The sequence below is a fragment of the Bradyrhizobium sp. T-12 genome (assembly GCF_058314695.1).
The window spans coordinates 4,001,693-4,025,418 of sequence record NZ_CM177756.1 but is presented as its reverse complement, the minus strand read 5'-3'; the positions used below and the strand labels follow the sequence as shown (position 1 = coordinate 4,025,418).

30 protein-coding genes and 1 pseudogene are annotated in these 23,726 nt (G+C 64.7%); 17 read left to right on the top strand and 14 right to left on the bottom strand.

Annotation, left to right across the window (positions count from 1 at the left end; genetic code table 11):
- Positions 1 to 55 precede the first annotated feature (55 nt).
- Positions 56 to 376, top strand: coding sequence for a hypothetical protein (locus tag AC0WRY_RS18995; RefSeq protein ID WP_491123485.1), 321 nt, complete (start codon positions 56 to 58; stop codon positions 374 to 376).
- 9 nt (positions 377 to 385) lie between these two features.
- Here the strand turns inward: AC0WRY_RS18995 and AC0WRY_RS18990 are convergent, their stop codons facing one another.
- The 3 genes from AC0WRY_RS18990 to AC0WRY_RS18980 form a co-directional block, all read right to left on the bottom strand.
- Positions 386 to 955 carry a TetR/AcrR family transcriptional regulator gene (locus AC0WRY_RS18990; RefSeq protein ID WP_491120407.1) on the bottom strand — a complete coding sequence of 190 codons (570 nt, stop codon included), beginning with the start codon at positions 953 to 955 and terminating at the stop codon, positions 386 to 388.
- Positions 955 to 1,299: a DMT family transporter gene (locus tag AC0WRY_RS18985; RefSeq protein ID WP_194402337.1), complete on the bottom strand. Its 345-nt coding sequence runs from the start codon at positions 1,297 to 1,299 to the stop codon at positions 955 to 957. The genes AC0WRY_RS18990 and AC0WRY_RS18985 overlap by 1 nt, the downstream gene beginning before the upstream one ends.
- Positions 1,300 to 1,477: 178 nt before the next feature.
- Positions 1,478 to 2,143: an O-methyltransferase gene (locus tag AC0WRY_RS18980; protein ID WP_491120405.1), complete on the bottom strand. Its 666-nt coding sequence runs from the start codon at positions 2,141 to 2,143 to the stop codon at positions 1,478 to 1,480.
- 97 nt (positions 2,144 to 2,240) lie between these two features.
- Here AC0WRY_RS18980 and AC0WRY_RS18975 point away from each other — a divergent pair, with 97 nt between their 5' ends.
- Complete coding sequence (locus tag AC0WRY_RS18975; protein WP_212066259.1) at positions 2,241 to 2,873, top strand: TetR/AcrR family transcriptional regulator; 633 nt, start codon at positions 2,241 to 2,243, stop codon at positions 2,871 to 2,873.
- 136 nt (positions 2,874 to 3,009) lie between these two features.
- Complete coding sequence (gene pdxY, locus AC0WRY_RS18970; RefSeq protein ID WP_491120402.1) at positions 3,010 to 3,828, top strand: pyridoxal kinase; 819 nt, start codon at positions 3,010 to 3,012, stop codon at positions 3,826 to 3,828.
- 6 nt (positions 3,829 to 3,834) lie between these two features.
- On the opposite strand, the gene AC0WRY_RS18965 is transcribed toward pdxY, so the two are convergent.
- Positions 3,835 to 5,175, bottom strand: coding sequence for a hypothetical protein (locus tag AC0WRY_RS18965; protein ID WP_491120400.1), 1,341 nt, complete (start codon positions 5,173 to 5,175; stop codon positions 3,835 to 3,837).
- 259 nt (positions 5,176 to 5,434) lie between these two features.
- On the opposite strand from AC0WRY_RS18965, the gene AC0WRY_RS18960 reads away from it, so the two are divergent.
- The 3 genes from AC0WRY_RS18960 (at position 5,435) to AC0WRY_RS18950 (ending at position 6,561) form a co-directional block, all read left to right on the top strand.
- On the top strand, positions 5,435 to 5,638 hold the full coding sequence (locus tag AC0WRY_RS18960) for a hypothetical protein (protein WP_194402332.1): 204 nt from the start codon (positions 5,435 to 5,437) through the stop codon (positions 5,636 to 5,638).
- 174 nt (positions 5,639 to 5,812) lie between these two features.
- On the top strand, positions 5,813 to 6,067 hold the full coding sequence (locus AC0WRY_RS18955; RefSeq protein ID WP_491120398.1) for a hypothetical protein: 255 nt from the start codon (positions 5,813 to 5,815) through the stop codon (positions 6,065 to 6,067).
- A gap of 335 nt (positions 6,068 to 6,402) precedes the next feature.
- Positions 6,403 to 6,561, top strand: a complete 159-nt coding sequence (locus AC0WRY_RS18950) for a hypothetical protein (protein ID WP_194408503.1) — start codon at positions 6,403 to 6,405, stop codon at positions 6,559 to 6,561.
- Positions 6,562 to 6,580: 19 nt separating this feature from the next.
- Here the strand turns inward: AC0WRY_RS18950 and AC0WRY_RS18945 are convergent, their stop codons facing one another.
- A complete protein-coding gene (locus AC0WRY_RS18945; RefSeq protein WP_194402330.1) occupies positions 6,581 to 7,150 on the bottom strand; it encodes a bifunctional transcriptional activator/DNA repair enzyme AdaA in 570 nt (189 codons plus the stop codon).
- A gap of 124 nt (positions 7,151 to 7,274) precedes the next feature.
- Here AC0WRY_RS18945 and AC0WRY_RS18940 point away from each other — a divergent pair, with 124 nt between their 5' ends.
- Positions 7,275 to 7,691, top strand: coding sequence for a nuclear transport factor 2 family protein (locus AC0WRY_RS18940; RefSeq protein WP_491120395.1), 417 nt, complete (start codon positions 7,275 to 7,277; stop codon positions 7,689 to 7,691).
- Positions 7,692 to 7,780: 89 nt separating this feature from the next.
- The gene (locus AC0WRY_RS18935; protein ID WP_194402328.1) at positions 7,781 to 8,701 is read left to right on the top strand and encodes a DMT family transporter; all 921 of its coding nucleotides are present in this window, start codon (positions 7,781 to 7,783) and stop codon (positions 8,699 to 8,701) included.
- Positions 8,702 to 8,712: 11 nt separating this feature from the next.
- Here AC0WRY_RS18935 and AC0WRY_RS18930 read toward each other — a convergent pair whose 3' ends face one another.
- Complete coding sequence (locus AC0WRY_RS18930; protein ID WP_491120392.1) at positions 8,713 to 9,063, bottom strand: zinc ribbon domain-containing protein YjdM; 351 nt, start codon at positions 9,061 to 9,063, stop codon at positions 8,713 to 8,715.
- Between the two features lie 169 nt (positions 9,064 to 9,232).
- On the opposite strand from AC0WRY_RS18930, the gene AC0WRY_RS18925 reads away from it, so the two are divergent.
- From AC0WRY_RS18925 to AC0WRY_RS18915, 3 genes are all read left to right on the top strand, one after another.
- Positions 9,233 to 9,592, top strand: coding sequence for a c-type cytochrome (locus tag AC0WRY_RS18925; protein ID WP_491120390.1), 360 nt, complete (start codon positions 9,233 to 9,235; stop codon positions 9,590 to 9,592).
- A gap of 270 nt (positions 9,593 to 9,862) precedes the next feature.
- A complete protein-coding gene (locus tag AC0WRY_RS18920; RefSeq protein WP_491120388.1) occupies positions 9,863 to 10,267 on the top strand; it encodes a VOC family protein in 405 nt (134 codons plus the stop codon).
- Between the two features lie 110 nt (positions 10,268 to 10,377).
- Positions 10,378 to 11,025 carry a cell envelope biogenesis protein TolA gene (locus tag AC0WRY_RS18915; RefSeq protein ID WP_491120386.1) on the top strand — a complete coding sequence of 216 codons (648 nt, stop codon included), beginning with the start codon at positions 10,378 to 10,380 and terminating at the stop codon, positions 11,023 to 11,025.
- A gap of 14 nt (positions 11,026 to 11,039) precedes the next feature.
- On the opposite strand, the gene AC0WRY_RS18910 is transcribed toward AC0WRY_RS18915, so the two are convergent.
- A complete protein-coding gene (locus AC0WRY_RS18910; RefSeq protein ID WP_491120384.1) occupies positions 11,040 to 11,876 on the bottom strand; it encodes a PhzF family phenazine biosynthesis protein in 837 nt (278 codons plus the stop codon).
- 160 nt (positions 11,877 to 12,036) lie between these two features.
- Here AC0WRY_RS18910 and AC0WRY_RS18905 point away from each other — a divergent pair, with 160 nt between their 5' ends.
- The 4 genes from AC0WRY_RS18905 (at position 12,037) to AC0WRY_RS18890 (ending at position 13,842) form a co-directional block, all read left to right on the top strand.
- Positions 12,037 to 12,363, top strand: coding sequence for a hypothetical protein (locus AC0WRY_RS18905; protein WP_491120382.1), 327 nt, complete (start codon positions 12,037 to 12,039; stop codon positions 12,361 to 12,363).
- A gap of 36 nt (positions 12,364 to 12,399) precedes the next feature.
- Positions 12,400 to 12,762 carry an HdeA/HdeB family chaperone gene (locus AC0WRY_RS18900; RefSeq protein WP_491120380.1) on the top strand — a complete coding sequence of 121 codons (363 nt, stop codon included), beginning with the start codon at positions 12,400 to 12,402 and terminating at the stop codon, positions 12,760 to 12,762.
- 142 nt (positions 12,763 to 12,904) lie between these two features.
- The gene (locus tag AC0WRY_RS18895; protein ID WP_491120378.1) at positions 12,905 to 13,438 is read left to right on the top strand and encodes a helix-turn-helix domain-containing protein; all 534 of its coding nucleotides are present in this window, start codon (positions 12,905 to 12,907) and stop codon (positions 13,436 to 13,438) included.
- Between the two features lie 122 nt (positions 13,439 to 13,560).
- Complete coding sequence (locus tag AC0WRY_RS18890; protein WP_194402320.1) at positions 13,561 to 13,842, top strand: hypothetical protein; 282 nt, start codon at positions 13,561 to 13,563, stop codon at positions 13,840 to 13,842.
- 17 nt (positions 13,843 to 13,859) lie between these two features.
- Here the strand turns inward: AC0WRY_RS18890 and AC0WRY_RS18885 are convergent, their stop codons facing one another.
- A complete protein-coding gene (locus tag AC0WRY_RS18885) occupies positions 13,860 to 14,723 on the bottom strand; it encodes a nitroreductase family protein (protein ID WP_491120376.1) in 864 nt (287 codons plus the stop codon).
- Between the two features lie 114 nt (positions 14,724 to 14,837).
- Positions 14,838 to 15,620: a class I SAM-dependent methyltransferase gene (locus tag AC0WRY_RS18880; protein ID WP_491120374.1), complete on the bottom strand. Its 783-nt coding sequence runs from the start codon at positions 15,618 to 15,620 to the stop codon at positions 14,838 to 14,840.
- Positions 15,621 to 15,730: 110 nt separating this feature from the next.
- On the opposite strand from AC0WRY_RS18880, the gene AC0WRY_RS18875 reads away from it, so the two are divergent.
- On the top strand, positions 15,731 to 15,997 hold the full coding sequence (locus AC0WRY_RS18875) for a DUF2312 domain-containing protein (protein ID WP_097660861.1): 267 nt from the start codon (positions 15,731 to 15,733) through the stop codon (positions 15,995 to 15,997).
- Positions 15,998 to 16,214: 217 nt separating this feature from the next.
- Here AC0WRY_RS18875 and AC0WRY_RS18870 read toward each other — a convergent pair whose 3' ends face one another.
- Complete coding sequence (locus AC0WRY_RS18870) at positions 16,215 to 16,730, bottom strand: ParB N-terminal domain-containing protein (protein WP_491120372.1); 516 nt, start codon at positions 16,728 to 16,730, stop codon at positions 16,215 to 16,217.
- A 166-nt stretch (positions 16,731 to 16,896) separates the two neighbouring features.
- Between AC0WRY_RS18870 and AC0WRY_RS18865 the strand changes: the two are divergent.
- Positions 16,897 to 17,460 (top strand): annotated as a pseudogene (locus AC0WRY_RS18865) (type 1 glutamine amidotransferase domain-containing protein).
- A 245-nt stretch (positions 17,461 to 17,705) separates the two neighbouring features.
- Here the strand turns inward: AC0WRY_RS18865 and AC0WRY_RS18860 are convergent.
- From AC0WRY_RS18860 to AC0WRY_RS18845, 4 genes are all read right to left on the bottom strand, one after another.
- Complete coding sequence (locus AC0WRY_RS18860; RefSeq protein WP_491120370.1) at positions 17,706 to 18,566, bottom strand: hypothetical protein; 861 nt, start codon at positions 18,564 to 18,566, stop codon at positions 17,706 to 17,708.
- A gap of 201 nt (positions 18,567 to 18,767) precedes the next feature.
- A complete protein-coding gene (locus AC0WRY_RS18855) occupies positions 18,768 to 19,016 on the bottom strand; it encodes a DUF2442 domain-containing protein (RefSeq protein ID WP_194402313.1) in 249 nt (82 codons plus the stop codon).
- Positions 18,997 to 19,242, bottom strand: a complete 246-nt coding sequence (locus AC0WRY_RS18850) for a DUF4160 domain-containing protein (RefSeq protein WP_194402312.1) — start codon at positions 19,240 to 19,242, stop codon at positions 18,997 to 18,999. The genes AC0WRY_RS18855 and AC0WRY_RS18850 overlap by 20 nt, the downstream gene beginning before the upstream one ends.
- A gap of 31 nt (positions 19,243 to 19,273) precedes the next feature.
- Positions 19,274 to 23,044, bottom strand: a complete 3,771-nt coding sequence (locus tag AC0WRY_RS18845; protein ID WP_194402311.1) for a vitamin B12-dependent ribonucleotide reductase — start codon at positions 23,042 to 23,044, stop codon at positions 19,274 to 19,276.
- Between the last annotated feature and the right edge of the window lie 682 nt (positions 23,045 to 23,726).

Sequence of the window (23,726 nt, the reverse complement as noted above, 5' to 3'; positions counted from 1 at the left end):
GGGCCGACATTTGACATCGCTGTTTGGACTGGGGCGCGAGCGGATCGTGCCCGTGATGAGTCTTGCAGCCGCCGCCGTTGTGACGGCGACGGTTGCGGTCGCGCAAAATCTCGATGCCGGCAAGCCGCCTGCCAAGCTCTTCGCTGACGGCTGTGCGACGTGCCATCGCAGCCCGCGCGGCCTCGCCAAGGGTCGCTTCAGCCTGACGCTGTCCTGGTTCCTGAAGGACCATTACGCGACCAGCTCGGACTCCGCCAAGGTGCTCGCCGCCTATCTGGAATCGGTCGACGAGCCGCCGCCACGCGCCGCGGCCAAGCCCGCGAAGAAGCCCGCACGATCCACCCCGCGTCAACCCAAGCCGGTGCCGCGCCAGTAGGGCGAGCGGCTATCCGCGCCGGTAGGTCTGCGCGAGCAGACGTGCGTGCACGGCGCGTAGCTCGGCGTTCATGCGCGTCTGTCCCGTCGTGACATAGGAAAGCCAGGCGCCGTCGGCGGCCAGGCGCACCATTTGCAGATCGGGCGAGCCGTCGGTGGTGCGATGCCGCTTCAGGCGGGCCTTGATCCAGTCGTTCCAGAGCCGGCGCAGCGGCGGATCGGTGACGACGACCATGCTCAGCGCCGCCCATGGCGTCGTAAAGCCGAAGGTTCTGCCGGTGAATACCGCATTCACATAGGCGCGTGTAAAACTGCCGCGCGGCTTGGGATCGTTCTCGATCGCAGCGTCGATCTCGGCGTCGACGCGGGCAAGCAGGTCGGCGAAAAGGCCCTCGATCAACGCCTGCTTGCTGCCGAAGTGGTGGAACAGCCCGCCCTTGGTGACGCCGGCCGCCGCGGCGACTGCCTGCACCGTGATGCCGGCGACGCCATGGTCCATGGCGATCGCAGCGGCACGGTCGAGCAGGGCACGCCGGACCTGCTCTGGCTGCTTGGCGCGGGTATAGCGGCTTTCCGGCATCAATGCGCCGTGGTCTGCGAGAACAGGTTGATGACCACGACCCCTGAGACGATCAGCGCGATGCCGACGAAGGCCGCGGCGTCCAGCATCTGACGAAACAGCACGAAGGAGACGGCGGCGGTCAGGATGATGCCGACCCCGCCCCAGATCGCGTAGGCGATGCTCAAGGGGATGACGCGGATCGCGACCGACAGCGCGTAGAACGAGGCGACATAGCACAGCACCATGGCCAGCGTCGGCCACGGGCGGGTGAACTGCGCGGATTGCTGCAGGAAGGCCGATGCCGTGACCTCGAGAATGATGGCGAGGGCGAGCATTGCGTAGGCGTTGAAGGCGGGGGTCATGGTCAGCTCGGAAAAAAGATACCGCGCGGTAGGTATGTTTAGCACGCGGCGCTTGGCTTTTCCCGGCAGCACGTATCACGTCTGAGTGACGAGCCTGCGACGGTGCCGGAACGCGGCATGAAGCCGCCGCGCGGTGGTTGCGCAGCGGCTCCAGGATTTCGTGGCGGTCAGAGCGGCGTCAGTTGATCCGCACGGTGAGCTCGACGTCTTCGGCGAAGGGCGTCGACATGTAGCCGCTGCCGGGCCTGCGCACGCGCGCCAGATAGTCCGGGCTGTCGTCGGCATTGTCGGCGACGATGATCGCACCCGGTCCGAGATGGTTTTCGAGCAGGTCGAGGATATCCGGGTAGAGCGCCTTGGCCCCATCGAGCAGCACGAGATCGATCGTAACAGGCAGATCGGCCTGAAGCGTCTTCAGCGCGTCGCCTTCACGGATTTCGACGAGATCGATCAGGCCGCCGGCGACGAGGTTTTCTCGCGCCCGCGCCGCCTTGGACGGCTCGAACTCGCTGGTGATGAGGCGGCCGCCGCCATTGTCGCGCAAGCCTGCGGCAAGGTGCAGCGTCGAGATGCCGAACGACGTGCCAAACTCCACGATCGTCCTCGCGCGGGAGCTGCGTGCCAGCATGTAGAGCAGTGATCCGGTCCCGCGCGAGACCGCGAGCGGTATCTCCTTCAGGCGTCCGTAGAGGTCGCGATAATCGGTCTTGCTCCGCATCATCCGCGCCCGGTCCGCATCGGACAAATCGGCGACGGCGGCTCGCATTGCACCGTTTGCCGCCTCGGCCTCGTCGAACAGGCGATCCAGCAGCGGCGCAAGCGATGTGATGGTTGGGGTGGTCATTTGAGGTCTCCAGATGTGGCGATGAGTTGGGTGCTTGCGTGCGGAGTGAAATACGACTAATTCGTCGCATTTCCTATTCGCATTCACCGGGCGCGCCATGGCCGATCGTCGAAGCCGTTCAGTTTCCTCACGAAAACAGCCGCAACAGGTCCGCTCCAACGAGCTGGTGGCGGCGATCCTGGATGCCGCTGTTCAGGTTCTGGCGAAGGAAGGCGCGCAGCGTTTCACCACGGCACGGGTGGCGGAGCGGGCCGGCGTGAGCGTCGGCTCGCTCTATCAATATTTTCCCAACAAGGCCGCGATCCTGTTCCGTCTCCAGAGCGACGAGTGGCGGCGCACCAGCGATCTGCTGCGCGGCATCCTTGCGGACCGGACGAAGCCGCCATTGGTGCGGCTGCGCGCGCTGGTCCATGCCTTCATCCGCTCCGAGTGCGAGGAGGCTGCAATCCGCATCGCGCTCAGCGATGCCGCGCCGCTCTATCGCGACGCGCCCGAGGCCCACGACGCGCGGGCCGCCGGCGAGGGGATCATCGCGGCGTTCATGCGGGAGGCGCTGCCCAAAGCCTCCGCTGCGCCACGCGCGCTTGCCGGCGAACTCATCAAGACGACGCTGAGTGAGGTCGGCAAGCGATTTTCGGAAGTGCCGCGCAGCGAGGCCGACATCGCGCGTCATGCCGACGGGCTGGCCGACATGTTTTGTGCTTATCTCGGTGAGCTGGCGAGGCGCTGACGCGTGGCAGGCCTGCAGCCCGGATGGAGCGTAGCATAATCCGGGCCTCTTGCCGCGACATCAGGCCCCGGATTTCGCTACGCTCCACCCGGGCTACGCTTGCCACATCCGGCGTTTGACTCTACGGACCTCTCTCATGCTCGTCATCTCCATTCAAAGCCAGGTGGTCCATGGCCATGTCGGCAACAGCGCGGCGGCCTACGCCATGCAGGCGGAGGGCGTGAACGTTGCGGCGGTGCCGACGACGCTGCTGTCCAATCATCCGCGCTATCCGAGCCTGCATGGGCGGGTGCTGGAGACCGAGCTGGTCGCCGATCTTCTGAAGGGTGTCGAGGAGCGCGGGCTCGTCGACGAGGCGGCCGTGCTCGTGACCGGCTATCTCGGCTCGCCGGGCAATGCCGCCGTGATCGCCGATTTCGTCGAGCGGGCGCTGACGCGGAATACTGAGCTCGTCTATCTCTGCGATCCCGTGATCGGCGATGACGGCCGCGTCTATGTCGCCGACGGCATTTTGGACGTGGTCCGGCACCGGCTGCTGCCGGCGGCCAGGTTGACGACGCCGAACCAGTTCGAGCTCGAGCTGCTCTCAGGTCTCGCGATCGCGGATACGCAGGGCCTGCGCGCGGCGTGCGCGGCGCTGGCGTGGACCGGCCGCATCGACGTCGTCGCGACCGGCTGCACGCTCAGCGATACGGCAGAAGGGCACGTGGAGACGATCCTGTGCGCCGACGGGCAGGTGTCGCGCTTTGCAACGCCGCGTTTGCCGATCCGCCCTTACGGCACCGGAGATCTCCTCACCGGTCTCATCGCAGCCCATCTGGCCAAGGGCGAAGCGATTGAGGCCGCGGTGCGGCTTGCGGTCGACACCATCTTTGCCGTGCTGGTGCGAACGCAGGACGCCGGCACGGCCGAGATGCGGCTGGTGCCGTTGCCGATCCCGACGCGTAAGGCGTAACGGGGGTCAGGTCGCGCGCTTGCCGGTCGATTGCGCTGATTTTTGCGGCTTGGCCGGGCTCTTCTGCTCGCGCGCGGCCTGGGCCTTCGGCGGCTTGGCATGGGCCGCGGCGCGCACCACCTTCTTGGACTTCACGCTGGCGACTTGCTTTCCGTCTCCCGTGCCGCGGCGCGAGATGTATTCCGCGCCATCGACGGGGCCGACATGCGGCGGGTCACGGCCGAGATACGGCCGGCCGATGCCGTAGGCCTTGCCGTTGGCGTCGACCCACTTCCACAGGATTTCGGTCGAGACCCAGCGCTGCGCGCGGTTGTTGCCTTGCGTGCTGACGATGTCCGCCGCCATGCCGTGGCCGTAGCCGCCGCGCGTGCTGCCGCCGTGATAGGAACGGTCGGAGGCGGCCTTCAGGCCGCTCGCGATTGACTGTCTATAATCGTCTCGGAACGCGCTGGTGATGCCGGGCGAAAGGCCGGCGGCTTCCGCCGCGAGCAGCGTACGGAACAGCTTCCGCTTGAAGCTCTTGTCCATGCCGCCGATGACATAATCCATCATCGACATGCCGGCGTGCTCGGCGGCCTTCGGATCCTTCCAGCCGAAATCCTCATCGACCAGCTTGGTGAAGCTGCGCATCACCGTGACCGTCTTGCCCTTGCGCTTGATGGTGACGGCGCGGCGCTCCTGGACCTTGATCGAGTCTTCCTTTGCGGTGCGCTGATAAAGCGTCCAGAGATAGCGGTCGATGCAGGCATCCATGACGAAGCATTCGTCGAGCACGGCGACGGTATCGGCCGGCGGCGATGCCTTGCTCGCAGGGGTGACCGGGCCGCTGGCGATCGCCGCGGGAGACAGCGCGTCCATCGTCACGATCTCGGTGGGATCGGCAGATGCGAGCTTGATCGGCTCCGGCTGCGCGACCGGGGCCGCCTCGCTGACGACGGATTCTGGTTCGCGTGTTATCTGCGGCGCGGGCGGTGCGTCCACCGGCAGGATCAGCGCCGGATCGGCCGAGGCGAGCTTGATTGCGGGAGCGGGCGTCTCGGGTGCCGCTTCAACGATTGTCAGGGCCGGTGCCGCAGCCAGGGCAGCGGCGATATCGGCGGTCAAGGCGATGCCGTCCTCGATCGTCGCAGCGCGCGGTACGTCGGCGAGGTCGAGCCGGCCGAGATCCTTAGCTTGGTCGTTGGCGTTATCCTTAGCGTGGTCCTTGGCGCGTGAGACGGCGGCCGCGTTGGCACCGCTGTTCTCGATGAGGGCAGGGGCATAGGCGGAGAGGGAGAGCGCCAGCCAGCCGGCGAGCACAGCCGAGGGGCACGTGACCGCCACAAGAAGAGACCGCCGATCGTCCATGATCCCTGCCTCCAAACGGTTCTGCCCGAACCCGTCTTGCCCGGACAGTGATGATGCAAACAGTCTGACGCAAACAGTCTTGCACGGAAAGGCACGCAGTGCGTCGATTGTTCGGAGGACCATGTGGCAGCGCAATGGCGCAAATCGGCGAAAACGGGCTTTTCGCGGCACTGTTGCCGAGGTGCAACGCGGGTTCCACAAAAGTGTCTTGATCGCCGTGTCGTCGCAACCTTGTTGCGGGTAGCGCGTTCGGTCGCTCATGACGCATGCCACGCTTCGTCCCATGGACGCTTTCGATCCCACCGAACCCGCCATCCTGCACGATCGCCTCACGGACACGATCATCACCTGGACCGCCGACCAGGCCGACGATTATCGACGGGCCAGCCGACCGGGCGGCGACGGAACCGTGGCCTGGAAGGCCTATGTCTTCGACGGCTGGGGCAACGTGCTCGGTGGCTGAGCACCGCGCCCATAAAGGCGCCATGTCGGACGCGGCGTGATTCGGCCAAGGCCTTGGACATGTTAAACATATCGCTATGCGCCGGACGCGCTGTTGCATTGCAACAAAGCGTGTCGCAATGCAGCAAAGCGAACCTAAATATGCTCCGACTCTTCCACTTCCGGAGTATCACCAATGAACAAGAAGACTTTGTCGATCGCCGCCGCCATCCTGACGATCGCGGGCAGCACCGCGGCTTTCGCCGCTGAACTGCCGACTTACGAGACCAATGGATTTCCGGTCTCGCCCTTGCAGGTTCGCGTCCTGGGTGCCGCACATGTCGAGCAGCAGGCTGCTGCGCCGACCACCGTCGCCTCGGCCCACCAGACGAAAGTGCTCAGCCCCCGCAAGCTCAAGACCGCTGACGTCACCACGGGCACTGCCCGCTAAGCTCCATCGCTGAGAGATTGGCGGGTTCCGCGGAGAGGCGGAACCCGCCGTTTCATTTGACGTCCTCGACGCCGATGCTGCTTGCGTATCGTGTGCGCAGCCATCGCTGAAGCTGTCCCGTGCGCAATCTCGCGCCAGCGCGCGTTGCGCAATGTCTCGGCGCGATCAATTGGGCATCGATGCGCTGATTGAGACTCCGGCCGCGAACAAGTTCGCGTGACTATGCCGGTTATGTATCCCCGTTCATAACGAGCGTGATCCTCTTAACATTTGTTTTGCAGACCGCATTGCCTGATGCGGCGGCCGCATCGTCGCGGCCAGTTTTTGAAATCATAATGGAGGCCATCATGCCGGTTGCGCAGAAAGTCGTTGCTGCTCCCACCTCGCCGCGTGCGTTCATTGTCAGGCACGCCGCTTTGTTCGCCGCCGCCGTGTTGTTCGTGTTCGTGCTGAGCCTGACATACGGCCTCGATCTCAGCCCGGGATTTTTCTGAGAGGTCTTCAAGCTGCGCGCTAAGCCCGCCGCACGCGCGCGGTGCGCAAACTCGACGGCGAGCGGCCGTAGAGCTCGGCGAAGGCGGCGTTGAACCTGCGTAGGCTGCCGAAGCCGGACTGGAACGCGATATCTGTCATGCTGTTCTCCCCGGCATCGAGCAGGCGCTTGGCGCGCTGGACGCGCAGCGTCTTGGCGAGCTGCTGCGGCGTGGCGCCGACGTGGCGCTCGAACAGACGCGCCAGATGACGCGACGAGATGCCGAGCCGCATCGCCAGGTCGACCACCGAGCCTTCGTCGAGCGCGCCGCCATCGATCAGCTTCATGGCGCGCGCCACCGTGGAGCGTGTGCCGTTCCAGGCCGGGCAGAACGGCGCAGTCTCGGGGCGGCAGCGCAGGCATGGCCGGAAGCCGGCGGCCTCGGCCGCCGCCGCCGTCGGATGATAGGTTACGTTGCGCGTCAGCGGCTGCTTGGCCGGACAGACCGGGCGGCAATAGATGCCGGTGGTTCTCACTGCGGTGAAGAAGCGGCCGTCGTAACGGGGATCGCGGCGCAGGCGGGCGGCGTTGCAGGTCTCGAAGCTCAGCATGGCCGGATCATAGCGCATGGCGAAGGGGCCGGAAGGGCTGCGGGATGACCGAGTCCGATTGTGGCGAGCTGCAACGCCCACCGCGGCCTAGAAGGTGGCCGCAATGCAAGCCAGGGAGCGCATCATGTCCAGCCCGAGAGAGATTGTCCTGAACGCCTGGAAAACCTTTTCGTCGCGGGATGCGCTGCGTATCGCCGCATTGTTCACCGACGACGCCGAATGGATCGCGCCGAAGGGCAACGCCACCGCGGTCGCGCTCGGTCACACCGACCACATGGTCGGCGCGAGCCACATCGCGCGCTTCATCGCCCAGGAGATGCACAAGATGTTCTCGAACATCGATATCGCGTTTCGCGGCGTGTACGCCGACGGCGACGTCGTGATCGTGGAGGAGCGGATGCGCGCCACGCTGACCGGCGGCAAGCCTTACGAGAACGACTATTGCTTCGTGTTCACGGTGGCGGGCGACAGGATCCGCGAAGTGCGCGAATACATGGATACGCGCAAGGGATGGCGGATGGTGTTCGAAGAGCGGGCGTGACGGGCCATTCGGGCCACGAATCCCGCCGCGTGTCAGCCCTGCACCTGCGTGGGTTGAGCCGATGGAGGCACTGACATAAGGCTTGATCCATGGATCAGCGGACGAGCGGCGCCGACGCTCTTTCTCAGAAGCACGATGCGGCGCCGGCATTGCTCGGCGTTACCTGCGGCCTGGCCGCGGCGCTGTTCTGGGCGCTCGGCTTCGCCGGGACACGGCACGGGCTCAAGGTCGGCTTCACGCCGGTCGATCTGCTGGTGCATCGCTATGTCTGGTCGGGGATCGCATTCCTGCCGCTGGTCCTGCGCGCCGGCATTGGGGATCTCTGCGGCATCGGCTGGGGCAGGGGTCTCGTGCTGATGGTGCTCGGCGGCCCCGTGATGTCGCTGATCTCCTACACCGGCTTCCTGTTCGTGCCGCTCGGCCATGGCAGCGTGATCCAGCCGTCCTGCGCCACGCTCGGCGGCCTCTTGCTGGCTGCACTGTTCCTGAAAGAACACGTCTCCGCCTCGCGCCTCGTCGGTGCGCTCGTCATCGTCGGCGGTCTCGGCGTGATCGGCGCGGAATCGATCGGCCATATCGGGGCCGACGGCGTGCTCGGGGATTTGATCTTCGTGCTCACCGGACTGATGTTCGCCGGCTTCGGCACGGCGCTGCGGCACTGGCGCGTCTCCGCCGTGTCGGCCGCGCTGGTCATCAACGTGCTTTCGCTGCTCTTGTTGCCAATCTATGTCGCGACCGTCGGGCTTGCTCACGTCGCGGCGATCGGCGTCGCCGAAAATGCCATCCAGGCGCTGGCGCAGGGCGTGCTGGCCGGCCCCGCCGCGCTCTATCTGTTCGCCGTCTCGGTGCAGCGCCTCGGCGTTGCCCGCGCCGCGGTGTTTCCGGCCTGCGTGCCGGCGCTGACGCTGCTCACCGGCTGGTTGCTGCTCGGCGAGCCGCCGACGATGTTGCAGACCGCGGGCCTCGTGACGGTGCTGTGCGGGTTTTACCTGGCGCAGCGGCAGCGGTAGCCAGCTCGCGGCTACGCCTTCCTCACGAACTCCGACTTCAGGTTCATCGCGCCGATGCCGTCGATCTTGCAGGCGATGTTGTGACCATCGGTTGCGTCCTGCAGGCGGATGTTGCGCACCTTGGTGCCGCCCTTCACCACCGAGGAGGAGCCCTTGATCTTGAGATCCTTGATCACGATGACGCTGTCGCCGTCAGCGAGCGCCTTGCCGTTGGCATCGCGCACGCCGGCGTCCTGTGCGGTCTCAGCGGCCGTCTCCGCCGCACCGCTCCATTCGTGGCCGCATTCCGGGCAGACCCAGAGATCGCGGTCCTGATAGGCGTGTTCGGAGCTGCAGGCGGGGCATTTCATCGTGTCGGTCATACTTCTCGTCTCGCTTCATGTGCTGCCGGCGTCGCTTTTTCGAGGCGGCGGACACGTCGCTTCAGCTCTTGCTACGGGCCTCGCGTCAGGCCCTTGACGCAGATCAATTTCATCGGCCTGCGCCGACTTACGCTTCGTGTGCCGGCAAAGCAACAGCGAGGGAAGCGCCATGTCGCACAGTGCCCGAATCTATCTCGGTCTCGCTCTTCTGGTCGTATTGTCGGTGCTGTTTCTGTTCAGCGTCGTCCACACTGCTGCCGGCGCTCCGCGGTCGGGCCCGCGCGCGGTTGCCGAAGGCCATCGCCTGGCGCAAGCGTGGTGCCAGAGCTGTCACGCGGTCGAGCCGGGTATGGCCGGCTTCTTCGACGAGGCGCCGAGCTTTCAGTCCATCGCCGACCGCAGCGGCACCACCGCGCTGTCGCTCAAGGTGTTCTGGCAGACCAGCCACCAGAACATGCCGAACCTCGTGATCGCGCAGGGGCAGGCGGATGTGCTGTCGGCCTATATCCTGAGCTTGCGAGGCAGATGAGGGCGGCCAACTCGATTTTTCGAAAACAACCCCATGCACAGTAGGAACGGCCTTGAAACTCCTCATGTTTTCGGTAATGCCGAAGAGGTGTTTGCGGCGTCGGGCAAAACAGGGGCAGAATGACATGGTGCCACCCGTCGGGTGAGACGGTCGCTGCGTAGCCCGGATGGAGCGCGAGCGGAATCCGGGGGCCAGCGTGCGGCAACATCCCGGATTGCGCTGCGCCCCATCTGGGCTACGCTCGCCGCGGAACTGCGCAGCGAGTCCGAGATGAGCTTCCTCCTCAACATCGACGTCCCCGATATCGAGCAAGCCACGACGTTCTACACCGAAGCCTTCGGCCTCGAAGTCGGCCGCCGCTTCGGCACCGGCTTCGTCGAGCTGCTCGGCTGGCCCGCGCCGGTCTATCTCTTGACCAAGCAGGCCGGCACGGTCGGGGCCGGCGGCGACCGCCGCCGCTACGAACGGCACTGGACGCCGGTGCATGCCGACGTCGTCGTCGACGATGTCGATGCCGCGGTCGAACGCGCGCTGCGCGCCGGCGCGATCCTGGAGGTGCCGGCGAGCGATGCGCCCTATGGCCGGATTGCTATGCTGGCCGATCCGTTCGGGCACGGGTTCTGCCTGCTGGCCTTCAGCGAGAAGGGATACGATGCGCTTTTGGAAGCGGACTAATCCGTAGCCCGGATGAAGCGCAAGCGGAATCCGGGACGCTTGCCCCGCGGACACAAGACCCCGGATTGCGCTACGCTCCATCCGGGCTGCGAATCTAATATCGGGGCGACATGCCGAAACGCGCGAAAAGCAAACCGACACGGAAACTGAAGACCTACCAGACCTCGCTCGGCTTCTACGACCAGGCCATCGCCGCGCCCTCGATGAAGGCGGCGCTCGAGGCCTGGGGCGCCAGCTCCAACCTGTTCCATCAGGGCGCCGCGAAGGAGACTGACGATCCTGATATCGTCGCGGCGACCTTGGCGAAGCCGGGGGTCGTGCTCAGGCGCCCGGTCGGATCGGACGGGGCGTTCACCGAGAGCGCCGAGCTGCCCACCGATCTCGCCGAGGAGCATTCCAGCCCCAAACGCAAACCCAAGCGTCCGGCCAAGAAAGCCAGGACCACCAAGAAGCCTCCGCGCAAGCTCGACGACCAGGCGGCCCGCAAGGCCGCCGCGGCGTTCGAGAAGGAGGAGCGGCGGCGCGAGGCCGAGCGGCGCAAGGAGGAGGCCGCCCGCGCCAAAGAGCGCGTGCGGCGCGACAAGGCGGTCGCCGCCGCCGAAGCGGCGCTGGACAGAGCGAGGCGGGAGCACGAGGCGAAGGCGGAGGAGATCGAGGCCGCGCGCGCCGCGCTCGATGACCGCGCCGAGGCCGAACAGACCCGCTGGGACAAGCAGCGGATGAGGCTGCAGGAGGCGTTGCGCCGCGCGCGGGAGTAGCGCGGCGCCCCCGTTCACGCATCCATGAAACGTGCCGTCCCCGAGACCCGGATTGAGCTGCCGCGGGCCTCGCCGATCTCCGCGCGGATCAGCGACCGCGCGCCCATGTCCTCGCCCTGGACGATGTCGATGGCGCCGCCATGGGGCCAGCCGATGTCGCGCAGATAGCCTGCAAACGCGGCGGCCGCCGCGCCCGTGGCAAGATCTTCGACGACGCCACCGGCGGCGAACGCGTTGCGCACGTGAAAGAGTTGCGCGCTCTCCACATTGACGAGCGCGATGGTGACGAGCCCGGCCTGCTCCATCAGGGCGCGGCCGCGCGCGAAATCATAGGTCATGCGGGCGAGCGCCTCGCGGGATTTGAGGCCGAGGACGGCATGATCGGCCCCCGCATGAATTTTCGCCGGCGGGAGTCCGGGATCGAGATCGGAGGCCGCATAGCCGAACAGATCCAGCAGCTGATCCCGCAGAGATGGATCGAGCGGCGCGCTGCGGGTCGGCGGCGATTGCAGCGCCGCCGCGATGGTGTTGCCGTCGCGGCGTCCCGAAACCGAGATGGCAGCCTCGTTCAAATGCAGCTGGAAACGCCGGTCGCCGTGCTGGTGCGCGAGCGCCGCGCCCAGGGCAATCGTCGCATGGCCGCAGAACGGCACTTCCATGGCGGGCGAGAAATAGCGGACGCGCCAGGCCTCGCCCTCGGGCGCGGCAAAGGCGGTTTCCGAGAAGCCGACGTCCGCTGCGATCGCCTGCATCCTGGCCGCATCCGGCAGGGCGTCGCCGATCCAGACGCCGGCGGGATTGCCGCCCATGTTGCCGTCGGAAAACGCCGCGATACGAAGGACTGTTGTCATGGGGGATCCTGTATGTTGCCTTCAGTAAGGCCAACGGGTCGGCGCGACGCACCGGGAGCGGTTGCCCGGCAGCAATTCCTTACCATGGCGTCCGCTCCCGTCGCAGCGGCGAAGGCGCGGTTCCATGCCTATATGAGCTGCGGTCTCATACAGGTTCTTCATGCCCGAAAACAAACAAAAGTCCGCAAGCCCGATGGTCGTGCGGCCGCGCCGCGCGGCGCCGGTGCTGGTCTGCCGCAAATGCCTCAAGCGCAGCGATGACGGCCGCGACGTCAGGCGTGCGCTGAAATCCGAGCTGAAGGCGCGCAAGCATGACGGCAGCAAGCCGGCCAAGCTGGTCATGACCGGATGCTTCGGCCTGTGCCCGAAGAAGGCGGTCGTGCTCGCGAGCGGCACGAGCCTGGCGCGGCAGGAATATGTGCTGGTCGCGGACGGCGACCAGGTGCCGCGGGCGCTCAAGCTGCTGAACGGCGAACGCGGTGGCTGATCTTTTCCGTCGTCGCCGCGACACTTGGGCAGCTCGTTGATCTGGATCAACGGCACCGCGCGCGATCATCGGACCTTGGCCGCATCGTTCGGAGGAAATTTCATGGTCCCGTTGAAGGCGGCAGCTGCCGCACTGTTTGCTGCCATGCTGACGGTCTCGCAGGCCGAGGCCCAGGTGACGGTCGACGTGTCGAAGATCACGTGCGACCAATACATCACCCAGCGCATCACCCACACTCGCAGCGTTAACATCTGGATAAGCGGCTTCTACGCCGGGCGGCGCAACGACCCGGTTCTCGATACCCAACAATTGGAGCGGAATTCGAGCAAGCTGTCCCGCTTCTGCGAGCAGAATCGCGACACGCTGCTGCTCGATGCCGTGGGCGCCTTGAAGAAGTAGGTGACGTATCCTTTACCATAGAAGCTTGTCCCGGCCGAACTGCGACAAGATTAGGGCTCGCGGAAAAATTCTGCGCTAGCGTGCTCCGATCACGGCGGCCTCGATCCGTTTCGACGCCGCCGCAGGATTTTTCGGAGCTGTCATGAGCGATCTTCGCGCCGCCCTCAGGCATCACACCTTGCGGACCGGCCTTGTCGAATTCGACAATGGCAGCGGCAGCATCGTCAGCGTGCCCTGCACGATCCGCGACGTCTCGGCGACCGGCGCGCGGCTGCAGCTCAACAGCTCGGCATGGATCGCGGAGCAATTCTCGCTGATCTTCAGGGGCGGCCTGCGCAAGGACTGCCGGCTCGCCTGGCGCAGGGAACGCCTGATCGGCGGCGCGTTCACCGCCGGCTATGCGAGCGCCACCGAGCAGGCGGCCATGATGACCGCGGACGAGCAGGCCCGGCACCGCCTCGGCATCGGCGCGCGCGTCAAGGCCGCGCGCGAGGCCCGCGGCTACACGGAAAGCCAGCTCGCCGAGCACCTGGGTGTCGCGCCGGCGTTCGTGGCTCAGGCCGAGCGGGGCGACGTTGACATTCCGTTGTACCAGCTGATGCACATCGCCGATCTGCTGATGGTCGGGCTCGACGGGCTGGTTGCGGGGCCGGTGCCTGAGGAGGTCGAGGCGTAGGGCCAGGCTCGCGGAAACGCCTGAGCGCGCGCCTCGAAGGATGGTCGCGAAAAAATCTCGCGCGAAATTTGCTTGCCTTGCCCCACATCCTTTTGCACTCTTCGCGCGAAGGAGACCCGTGCATGACAAGAACAACCGCCGCCTGTGCGCTCGGAACCGCCCTGGTGCTGTGCAGCCTTGCAACGTCAGGCGCCGAGGCCCGCACACGCAAGGCCGTCGTCGTCCGCGCGCCGCAAGAGCGCCTCATCGTCACCGCGCCCGTGCTGCGGCCGACGCCGTGGGATTACAACGTCGTCCCGCGCTATCGCTACCGCCCCGAGGACGACAAGGTCGATCCCTACGGCCCGCCGATCGTGCCGTCCTATGTGCGCTATCAGGGATGGCGCTGGCCGTATTGGTGGTAGGGGCCTGTTGACGCGCTTCAGCTCCGGCGCCGCTTGGTCGCCTGGCCGATCACCCTGGGATGAGAGAAGTCGGCTTCGCTTTCAGGCGTTTGCGCGGGGTTGCTGACGGGGCCGGTGAAGGCGTTCGTCCACTCTCCCAGCATCTCGTCGCGATCCGGCCAGGCGTCCATGGATTCCTGGTCGCGATACATCGCAAAGGGGCGAAGCGTGCTCTCGTAGAAATCGACCTGCGCATGCGTGCGATACTGCTGTGGCTGGTAGCCGTTCCAGTGCACGAGCTGGCCGAGCGGCCGGCGGTAGCGGCGGTCCTGGTCGATTGCGGGATAGCCGATCGGGATCGTTCCATAGGCCGTCATCCATGACGGATAGCCCAGGACCTCCGCGAGCTCGCGGTTGGTCTCGGCCTCGCCGCCGCCGGAGAGCCAGGCCGAGGTCAGCCCTTCGGCGGTGACGCCGAGCTGGATGTTCTGGATGGCCGCGCCCAGCGAGCAGTAGAAGATCGCCTCGTTGTTGTCGCGATACTCGGCGTCGAATTGGGGCGAGGTCGCCTGCGGGAAGCAGACCTTCCAGCGGGGATCGCCGAGCACGAGGATGATCGCGACCGTGTTGGCGAGATAGGTCTTCTTCACGGCCGGAAAGCCCTTGGCGTGGTCGACCAGCCGCTGCGCCTGGCGCAGGAACACCGCAAGCACTTTCTCGCGCATCGCGGGATCGTCGACGACGATGAAGTCCCAACACTGCACGTTCGCCCCCGACGGCGCCCAGCGCCCGCAATCGACGATCCGCTCCAGCACGTCACGCCCGACGCTGCGGCCCGGCTCGAATTTCCGCACGCTGCGGCGCTTGCGAATGACGTCCTGGAAAAGCGGGGCGTCGGTCATCTGGCTGTCCTCCCGGTGTTTGTTTGACGGGAGTGTAGGGCGGGAGGTGCGTTGGCGAAAGCGCGAGGCTGGCGCGATGCGCTGATTTGAGTTCGTAGCCCGCTCGCAACTTCGTCACCCCGGCTTGCGTCCGCTGATGGCGTGCGCGCGGGCGCTGTAGGTGATGCGGCCGTCCGCATCAGCGGGCAACCGCGCGCTCACGCGCTGCATGAGCGTGGCGACATCGGCCGCCGGCATGGCCGCGATGACCGGCGCGGTGGAGGGGGCCTTCGTCTCCACGGTCCAGAATTCGTCGAAATCGGCGAACGTCCGCTGCACGGTGATCTCGCGGGTCTCGATCTCCAGCAAGCCGGCCGCGCTCCAGAAGCCCTGAAGCGCGGCAAGGGTGGAGACCTCCATATGCGGCGGACGCGTCAGCGACAGCCCCATCGCGCGCATCTCGTCGAGGATCGGATCGAGTGGAAATCCGCCGCCCAGCATGTCCCACATGTAGGTCGCAACCAGGCCGCCGGGACGAACGACCCGCGCCAATTCCGCGACGCTCTTCGCTGCATCCGGCACGAACACGAGCACCAGCGCCATCACTGCGACATCGAAACTTGCGGCCGGAAACGGCAATGCCATGGCATCGCCGGTCTGAAACATTGCGCCGCGCGCAGCCTGGCGCGTGCGGGCGAAGGCGAGCTGTCCCTCGGAGGGATCGATGCCCTGCACCTCGAGCGGGGCGCTGCGCGCAACGATGAGCTCGGTGAAGGCGCCGCTGCCGCAGCCGACATCGATCCAGCGCAGGCCTTGTCCCGGCTTCAGCCAGTCGAGAAAGACCTCGCCGACCGAACGGCTCCAGACGCCCATCATCTGCTCGTAAGCGGCACCGTCATCGAAGCGAAGCTCGGCCATGAAACGGCTCCCTCAATGTTTCCACAGGGCAATGCGCGGGGCCTTCGAGGTTAACACATTGGTTATGTCTTTGCGGTCATTTTCGCGACCTCAGTCAGCGAGGAGACACCATGTCCGACATCACCATTCCCGGCGGCAAGATCCGTTCCTTCGTCGAGCGGATCGAGAACCTCGACACGGAGATGCAGGAGTTGAGCGAGCAGAAGAAGGAAGTTTTCGCGGAAGCCAAGGGCGACGGTTTCGACGTGAAGATCCTGAAGGAGATCATCAAGCTGCGCAAGGAAGACAAGAACGAGCGCGACGAGCGCGAAAGCCTGCTCGACCTCTACATGCGCGCGATGGAGACGGCATCGCCGGAGCAGGCGAAGGCGGCGTGAGACGGTCAGGTTGATCGGTGAGAGAGAGATGGCCGCGATCCCCGGGATTGCGGCCATCATGCGGTGGCAGCCACGCAAGGTGGCGCAGCGAAACTCCACCGTCATTCCGGGGCGCGCGAAGCGCGAGCCCGGAATCCATTACGCCGCGCGTCGTGCCATCAGATGGATTCCGGGCTCGCGCCCAACCGGGCCCGCCCCGGAATGACGGCGTCGGTCCTCAATAGCGGCTGCCGCTGCCCTTCTGCTGGGTGATCCAGTCAGACAATGATTTCGGTTTCGCTTTCACCATCCGGACGGGTGACGCCTTCGCATTATCTCGGCCGCCCTTCGTCGGACCGGTGCGCGTCGTCTGCGATGCGCCTGCGCCCTTCAAGGAAGCCGCCGATGCCTCCGCGGCTTCCTTCTCCAGGCGCAACTGCTTCAATCGCGCCATCTTGAGGCGCTCGGCCTCGACTTCGGGTCGCTCGGCAAGCAGCGGCTTGGCTTGAGCAAGCTCGGCCGGGACCACGACCCCGAGGATGGCCGTCTCGCCGAGCGCCTTGCAGGCCTCCAGCCGATGCAGTCCGTCGACCAGAACGAGGCGGTCTCCGTCGCGCCTGATGGAAATGGGGGTCTGTTGTCCGATGTCCAGCATGCTTTCCGCGATCTCCGCGACCGTCTCGGGCTTGAGAGCCTTCTTCTGCTTGGTGGGAACGAAGATTGTCTCGATCGGGAAGCTTTCCGGTTTGGGCATAATTTGACTCCGCTGCTACCGGGCGCGTCGGAATGCATGCCGGTGGGGGTGGGAGTCTAGGGCGGAAGGGCTCGACCGCAAAGGCAATTTCGGCGGCGGGGCGTGAGGAACGAAATGCGAAAGCGTTCGATTGATAGGCATCACCACACGCTCACAGGAGACACGGATGGAACTGTCCGGGAAGAAGATCGCGATTCTCGCTACCAATGGCTTCGAGCAATCGGAACTCGAAGTGCCGCGTGACGCACTCAAGGCGGCCGGTGCGACCGTGGAGATCATTTCGCCGCAAGCTGGCGAGATCAAGGGCTAGGACGAGAAGGACTGGGGCCGCCCCGTCAAGGTCGACAAGACCCTCGATCAGGCCACCGCCGCCGACTATGACGCGCTCGTGCTGCCCGGCGGGCAGATCAACCCCGACCTGCTGCGCGTCGAGCCCGAGGCGCTTCAATTCATTAGAAGCGTCTTCGATGCCAAGAAGGTCGTCGCCGCGGTCTGCCACGCGCCCTGGCTACTGATCGAGACGGGGATCGCGAAGGGCCGCCGGATGACGTCGTACAAATCGATCAAGACCGACGTCGCCAATGCCGGGGCGAAGTGGGAGGATTCGGAGGTCGTCGTCGATCAAGGCGTCATCACCTCGCGCAACCCCGGTGACCTCAAGGCGTTCAGCGCGAAGATCATCGAAGAGGTGAAGGAAGGTCGCCACATGCAGCGCAGCAGCGCGGCTTAGCCACGATTGCGGTGACGGCGCACTGAGTCGACGCCACCCGGCGGTGGTCGTGGACGAGGGGCGGGAGCAATGTTTAGTGCACTGTCACTGTAACTGGTTCGCTTCGGAGTAGCTCGTAGGATGGGTTGAGCCCTTGCGAAACCCTTCTTCGCCGTGGGTGCTATTGATGGGTTTCGCTGCGCTCAACCCATCCTACGAGCTGCATCAAACTTAAGCGGCAATGGCCACGTAAGGCGGTCGCTTAATCAGCCGCCGCGCCCCAAAGGAAGCTGTTGCTGCGAGTTCTCGGTTTCCTTTTTCTTTCTTCGCTCCGGCTTATTGCGCGGCCTTATTTCGACGGTTGCCAGTTTGAACTTCCTTCGCGTGGAGCCATCCGTGCCGAAGACAACACCATTCAGCAGCTTCAAGGCACTGAATAGTTCGTCAACCTCAATCTTCCGACATTTTCCAACTTTGAATTTTGCATTCTTTACCGATCGCAAATAGCGCTCATCCACAAAGCCACGGTTATGCGCAATGATGTTTCTGGTAGAGATTAGCTCAACGACAGCATCGCGCTTCGATGCAGGGACCTTGATTTGAATTCCTCGTTCGTCGCACCATTTTTGGAGGTCGGCGAATCCGTCGTAAGACAGCGTGTTGACCCGGCGCTCGATAACGTCATGCACCAAGCTTTCGATACTGCCATGCTTCAAAATATCTTCTAGCGAAATGGATTGCTGCTTAGTGCTGAGCATGGACGGCTTTGAGCGCAAAACTTCCCGGATAAGATCGACAAGGTACTTTTGGAAGTTATCGACCTGCCTGGCGACAAACATTTCAAGAAGAGCTTGGCTGTTCTGTCTGAGAAAAATCGTGCGATTTCCAGGGGTCGATTTAGCCAGGTCGATAGGCTCCTTGACCTTCGTTTCAGCTCCATCAAGAGCGTGTTTCGCGACGTGTACTACATAGTCGCTCGAAACTACCGTGTCGCAAATGAAGCTAAAAAATCGTAAGTCGGCTATCGAAGCGCGACTGTATGCCTGTAACGCGCTTGTGCCTCGTGTCGGTGGCATGGGAAGTAAGTCACCACCTTCCCTGTCACGCCCATTTTTGCTAATGTCCATCGCGTGATCTTCCGTGATCGTTCCGGTCTAAAAACCCTGCCGAGTAGCCCCCTGCGAACTGGCAACAGTACGTACAACAAACGACTCCGGGCCCTCGAAAAAACCGTGAAAACAAGCTTCAGGGGATTACGGTGACAGCGCACTCAATTGCTTCGCGCGCCACGCGAGCTGAAGCGCCGTAAATCCAAATGTCTCGATTGCTCAGGCGGCGTGTTCCGTGGACCGCGTGATGTCGCCGCGTCCCGCGAGGAGGCCGGCAATCGAAATATCCTCATCGAGCGCTTCCCAGTGCAGCCCGACTCGGCTTAGTTCGACCTGCTCGCGCTCGGCTGGTGTCGCGTGCAGCAGCCGCGGAAACCAAGCTAGCGGAATACCGAGGGTCCGGCCGTCCGACAATTCGACCCACATCGTGTGTTCGTCAAAGCGAACGCTAGTTGCCGAAATGGTCATGCCAGGCCTTCAGGAGAAGATCGCGGTTGTCTTCGACGACGCGCAGGATATTCGAAAGTTCCCGCGGATTAAAGCCGTAACTGTCCGCAATGGAGATGGCGGGTTCGAGCCAGATCTTGGCGTCCTTGCCGCCGCCTTTGACATGGACGTGGGGCGGCTCGGGCGGCTGCCCTTCGTTCGAGAAGAAATAGTAGCGCAAGCCGCCCTGGCGTAATGCAACCGGCATCGGTGCCTCCGGGCGGCTTGCGCTGTTGATATCAGCTACACCCCGTCGTGCTGCCGCAAGTATCGCACTTCATGCATGTGCCATTCCGAACCAGCGTGAAGTTGCCGCACTCCGAGCACATCTCGCCCTCGTAGCCCTTGGCCTTGGCCTCCGCGCGGCGCTCGGCCTTGCTGGGGACGGCGGTGGCGGCGCTGCCGGCCTTGCTCCATTGCAGGGCTTCCAGCTTCTCCGTCGGCGAGAGGTCGTGCTGGACTTCCTGCTTCAGGGCGACGGCGCCTTCGAGGGCATCGCCGACACGGGCGCTGGTGGCGTGGGCCGCCATCGCCGTGACCTTGCTGCCGCCTGAGGGCGCGCTGTCGTTGCCCTGGGTGACTGCGGCGCTGCCGCCGCGCATCACGACGAGGTTGTCGGTCCGGGAGCGGGTGAGGCCGCGCGAGACCAGGCGGGTGGCGTGGTGGCCGCCGTCCTCGTCCGGCTCCTTGCCTTCCTCGACGCCCTTGCCGAGCGCGTCGAAGCCGGTCTCGTTGGGATCGACATGGGCGAGGTCGAAGCGCGACATGTAGCTCACCGCGAGCTCGCGGAAGACGTAGTCGAGGATCGAGGTTGCGTACTTGATGCTGTCGTTGCCCTGCACGGGGCCCGCCGGCTCGAAGCGGGTGAAGGTGAAGGCATCGACGTATTCATCGAGCGGCACGCCATATTGCAGACCGAGGGAGACCGCGATCGCAAAATTGTTGATGAAGGAGCGGAGCGCGGCGCCTTCCTTGTGCATGTCGATGAAGATCTCGCCGAGACGGCCGTCGTCATATTCGCCGGTGCGCAGGTAGACCTTGTGGCCGCCGACGACCGCCTTCTGGGTGTAGCCCTTGCGTCGGTCAGGCATCTTCTCGCGCTCGCGCATCACGATGATGCGCTCGACCAGCTTCTCGACGATCTTCTCCGAGACCTGCGTGGCACGCGCCGCCATCGGCTTCTCGTAGAGGCTCTCGACCGCATCGTCCTCGTCCTCGTCGTCGCTGATGAGCTGCGAGTTGAGCGGCTGGGAGAGCTTGGAGCCGTCGCGATAGAGCGCGTTGGCCTTCAGCGCGAGCTTCCACGACAGCATGTAGGCGGACTTGCAGTCCTCCACCGTGGCGTCGTTCGGCATGTTGATGGTCTTGGAGATCGCACCCGAGATGAAGGGCTGGCTAGCTGCCATCATGCGGATGTGGCTCTCGACCGACAGATAGCGCTTGCCGATCTTGCCGCAGGGATTGGCGCAGTCGAACACCGGATAGTGCTCGGCCTTGAGGTGCGGAGCACCTTCCACCGTCATCGCGCCGCAGATGTGGACGTTGGCCGCCTCGATCTCGCGCTTGGTGAAGCCGACGGCCTGGAGGAGGTCGAAGCCCGGAGCCGCAATGGCTTCGGCGCCGATGCCGAGCTGGTCGCGGATGAAATCCTCGCCAAAGGTCCACTTGTTGAAGGCGAACTTGATGTCGAAGGCGGTCGGCAGCGCCTTCTCGACCTTGGCGATGGCTTCATCGGTGAAGCCCTTGGCCTTGAGGGTCGAGGCGTTGATGCCGGGCGCGTTGGAGAGCGAGCCGTGGCCGACGGCGTAGGCCTCGATCTCCGCGATATCAGCTTCGCGATAGCCGAGCGCGCGCAGCGCCGCGGGAACCGCGCGGTTGATGATCTTGAAGTAGCCGCCGCCGGCGAGCTTCTTGAATTTTACAAGGGCGAAGTCCGGTTCGATGCCCGTCGTATCGCAATCCATGACGAGGCCGATCGTGCCGGTGGGCGCGATCACCGTGGTCTGGGCGTTGCGATAGCCGTGCTGCTCGCCGAGCTCGAGCGCCGCATCCCAGGCCGCCTGCGCGTGGCTGACGAGGTCAGCCTGCGGGCAGGAGACGAGGTCCATCGGCACCGGGTTGACGGACAGCGCCTCATAGCCGTTGGACTGGCCGTGCGCGGCGCGGCGGTGGTTGCGGATGACGCGCAGCATGTGCGCGGCGTTCTTCTTGTAGCCGGGGAAGGTGCCGAGCTCGGCCGCCATTTCGGCCGAGGTCTTGTAGGTGATGCCGGTCATCACGGCGGTCAGCGCGCCGGCGATCGCACGGCCTTCCTTAGAGTCATAGGGCAGGCCCATGGTCATCAGGAGGCCGCCGATATTGGCGTAGCCGAGGCCGAGCGTGCGGAACTCGTAGGAGAGCTCGGCGATCGCCTTCGACGGGAATTGCGCCATCATCACCGAGATTTCGAGCACGATGGTCCAGAGCCGGCAGAGATGCTCATAGCTCTCGACGTCGAAGCGCTTGGTCTCGGTGTTGTAGAAGGTCAGCAGGTTGGCCGAGGCGAGGTTGCAGGCGGTGTCGTCCAGGAACATGTATTCCGAGCACGGGTTCGACGCGCGGATGTCGCCGGACGCCTTGCAGGTGTGCCAGTCGTTCATGGTGGTGTTGAAGTGCAGGCCCGGGTCGGCCGAGGCCCAGGCGGCGTAGCCGATCTTCTCCCAGAGGTCGCGCGCCTTCAGCGTCTTCGTCACCTTCTTGGAGGTGCGGGCGTTCAGATTCCAGTCGCCGTCGGTCTCGACCGCGCGCAGGAAGTCGTCCTTCAGCGAGACCGAGTTGTTGGAATTCTGGCCGGAGACCGTGAGATAGGCTTCGCTGTCCCAGTCGGTGTCGTAGGTGTCGAACGCGATGTCCTTGTAGCCCTGCTTGGCAAACTGGATGACGCGCTTGATGTAATTGTCAGGCACGAGGCTGCGGCGCGCGAGCTTGATCTCGCGGCGGAGCGCCGGGTTCTTCTCGGGGTCGAAGCAATCGTCGCCCGAGCCTTCGCAGTTGACGCAGGCCTTCAGCACCGCCTTGAGGTGCTTCTGGTTGATCTTGGATCCCGTGACGAGGGCGGCGACCTTCTGCTCCTCCTTCACCTTCCAGTCGATATAGGTTTCGATGTCGGGGTGGTCGACGTCGACGACGACCATCTTGGCGGCGCGGCGCGTGGTGCCGCCCGACTTGATCGCGCCCGCGGCGCGGTCGCCGATCTTGAGGAAGCTCATCAGGCCGCTCGACCGGCCGCCGCCGGAGAGCTTTTCGCCTTCGCCGCGCAGGCGGGAGAAGTTGGAGCCGGTGCCGGAGCCGTATTTGAACAGGCGGGCCTCGCGGACCCAGAGGTCCATGATGCCGCCTTCGTTGACGAGGTCGTCACCAACGCCCTGGATGAAGCAGGCGTGCGGCTGCGGGTGCTCATAGGCCGACTTGGACTTGGTCAGCTTGCCAGTGAAGGGGTCGACGTAATAATGGCCCTGGCCGGGGCCGTCGATGCCATAGGCCCAGTGCAGGCCGGTGTTGAACCATTGCGGCGAGTTCGGCGCGACCATCTGCATCGCGAGCATGTAGCGCAGCTCGTCGTAGAAGGCCTGGGCGTCCTCGTCGGTCGAGAAATACTTGCCCTTCCAACCCCAATAGGTCCAGCAGCCGGCGAGGCGGTCGAACACCTGCTTGGCCGAGAGCTCGCTGACATAGCGCTCTTTCTCGGGCAGGGCTGCGAGGGCGTCGGTGTCGGGCACGGAACGCCACAGGAAGGAGGGGACGGATTCCTCCTCGACCTTCTTCAGGAGCGCGGCAACGCCCGCTTTGCGGAAATACTTCTGGGCGAGCACGTCGGAGGCGACCTGCGACCACTCGGTCGGGACCTCGACGCCGTCCAATTTGAACACGACCGAGCCGTCGGGATTCCTGATCTCCGACGTGGTCAGCCGGAAATCGATCCCGGCGTAAGGTGACTGTCCTACCGTGGTGTGGCGCCGCTCAATCCGCATCGTCTTGCCCCGTCCTTAAGTTTGACCGGTCCAGCCTCCGTTCAGGCCTGCCGGTCGACATTTCGTTTCGCGGCGCCTTCGGCCCGTTCGGCCTTTGGCAACCGCAGTTCAGCCGGTGGACCCGGCCCTTGTTCTCCCGACGCGGTGGTTCGATGCGCGCACCGATCACCCGCCGGCATGCCCAGGCCCATCCGCCCCCAAGGGGATGAGCCCGACACGCGTTCAACGCCCCACCGTCACAACGTCTCTCACTTCACGCAGGTGCCGGTTTGCACCAGCGTGAAATCTGCCATCCGAGCCTGTTGCCGGCCCGTTCGGCGCCCGAAGAGTCTGCCTTTCGCGGGCAGACAAGCCCTCATCCGCTGCCTTTGGCTGGCCGGCGGAGTTGAAGATTTGCGAGACCCTTTGGGGGAGTGCCGGCGGGACGCAAACTCACTCGCGCCGAACGGACCGAAAGCTAGGACTCTCCGTTGCGCCCGTCAAGAACTAGTGCGGGTTCCTGAATCAAATACTAAATATGGTGGATTGTGGGGGATAACAGGGGTCGGTGCCGCGCCTGTTGTGTGCCCAAGTATCAGTGAGTCCTCAGAGATTCCCAACCGAAAAAATTTGCATTCGGTGATGCTGCAGATGCTTCATCCCGCTGTTCACAGGGCAGGTATATTTTTGGCCGAAGGGATTG

Coding starts and splice junctions, on each gene's coding strand:
- AC0WRY_RS18995 (WP_491123485.1), top strand. CDS start 56: ATGAGTCTTGCAGCCGCCGCCGTTGTGACGGCGACGGTTGCGGTCGCG.
- AC0WRY_RS18990 (WP_491120407.1), bottom strand. CDS start 955: ATGCCGGAAAGCCGCTATACCCGCGCCAAGCAGCCAGAGCAGGTCCGG.
- AC0WRY_RS18985 (WP_194402337.1), bottom strand. CDS start 1,299: ATGACCCCCGCCTTCAACGCCTACGCAATGCTCGCCCTCGCCATCATT.
- AC0WRY_RS18980 (WP_491120405.1), bottom strand. CDS start 2,143: ATGACCACCCCAACCATCACATCGCTTGCGCCGCTGCTGGATCGCCTG.
- AC0WRY_RS18975 (WP_212066259.1), top strand. CDS start 2,241: ATGGCCGATCGTCGAAGCCGTTCAGTTTCCTCACGAAAACAGCCGCAA.
- pdxY (WP_491120402.1), top strand. CDS start 3,010: ATGCTCGTCATCTCCATTCAAAGCCAGGTGGTCCATGGCCATGTCGGC.
- AC0WRY_RS18965 (WP_491120400.1), bottom strand. CDS start 5,175: ATGGACGATCGGCGGTCTCTTCTTGTGGCGGTCACGTGCCCCTCGGCT.
- AC0WRY_RS18960 (WP_194402332.1), top strand. CDS start 5,435: ATGACGCATGCCACGCTTCGTCCCATGGACGCTTTCGATCCCACCGAA.
- AC0WRY_RS18955 (WP_491120398.1), top strand. CDS start 5,813: ATGAACAAGAAGACTTTGTCGATCGCCGCCGCCATCCTGACGATCGCG.
- AC0WRY_RS18950 (WP_194408503.1), top strand. CDS start 6,403: ATGGAGGCCATCATGCCGGTTGCGCAGAAAGTCGTTGCTGCTCCCACC.
- AC0WRY_RS18945 (WP_194402330.1), bottom strand. CDS start 7,150: ATGCTGAGCTTCGAGACCTGCAACGCCGCCCGCCTGCGCCGCGATCCC.
- AC0WRY_RS18940 (WP_491120395.1), top strand. CDS start 7,275: ATGTCCAGCCCGAGAGAGATTGTCCTGAACGCCTGGAAAACCTTTTCG.
- AC0WRY_RS18935 (WP_194402328.1), top strand. CDS start 7,781: ATGGATCAGCGGACGAGCGGCGCCGACGCTCTTTCTCAGAAGCACGAT.
- AC0WRY_RS18930 (WP_491120392.1), bottom strand. CDS start 9,063: ATGACCGACACGATGAAATGCCCCGCCTGCAGCTCCGAACACGCCTAT.
- AC0WRY_RS18925 (WP_491120390.1), top strand. CDS start 9,233: ATGTCGCACAGTGCCCGAATCTATCTCGGTCTCGCTCTTCTGGTCGTA.
- AC0WRY_RS18920 (WP_491120388.1), top strand. CDS start 9,863: ATGAGCTTCCTCCTCAACATCGACGTCCCCGATATCGAGCAAGCCACG.
- AC0WRY_RS18915 (WP_491120386.1), top strand. CDS start 10,378: ATGCCGAAACGCGCGAAAAGCAAACCGACACGGAAACTGAAGACCTAC.
- AC0WRY_RS18910 (WP_491120384.1), bottom strand. CDS start 11,876: ATGACAACAGTCCTTCGTATCGCGGCGTTTTCCGACGGCAACATGGGC.
- AC0WRY_RS18905 (WP_491120382.1), top strand. CDS start 12,037: ATGCCCGAAAACAAACAAAAGTCCGCAAGCCCGATGGTCGTGCGGCCG.
- AC0WRY_RS18895 (WP_491120378.1), top strand. CDS start 12,905: ATGAGCGATCTTCGCGCCGCCCTCAGGCATCACACCTTGCGGACCGGC.
- AC0WRY_RS18890 (WP_194402320.1), top strand. CDS start 13,561: ATGACAAGAACAACCGCCGCCTGTGCGCTCGGAACCGCCCTGGTGCTG.
- AC0WRY_RS18885 (WP_491120376.1), bottom strand. CDS start 14,723: ATGACCGACGCCCCGCTTTTCCAGGACGTCATTCGCAAGCGCCGCAGC.
- AC0WRY_RS18880 (WP_491120374.1), bottom strand. CDS start 15,620: ATGGCCGAGCTTCGCTTCGATGACGGTGCCGCTTACGAGCAGATGATG.
- AC0WRY_RS18875 (WP_097660861.1), top strand. CDS start 15,731: ATGTCCGACATCACCATTCCCGGCGGCAAGATCCGTTCCTTCGTCGAG.
- AC0WRY_RS18870 (WP_491120372.1), bottom strand. CDS start 16,730: ATGCCCAAACCGGAAAGCTTCCCGATCGAGACAATCTTCGTTCCCACC.
- AC0WRY_RS18860 (WP_491120370.1), bottom strand. CDS start 18,566: ATGGACATTAGCAAAAATGGGCGTGACAGGGAAGGTGGTGACTTACTT.
- AC0WRY_RS18855 (WP_194402313.1), bottom strand. CDS start 19,016: ATGACCATTTCGGCAACTAGCGTTCGCTTTGACGAACACACGATGTGG.
- AC0WRY_RS18850 (WP_194402312.1), bottom strand. CDS start 19,242: ATGCCGGTTGCATTACGCCAGGGCGGCTTGCGCTACTATTTCTTCTCG.
- AC0WRY_RS18845 (WP_194402311.1), bottom strand. CDS start 23,044: ATGCGGATTGAGCGGCGCCACACCACGGTAGGACAGTCACCTTACGCC.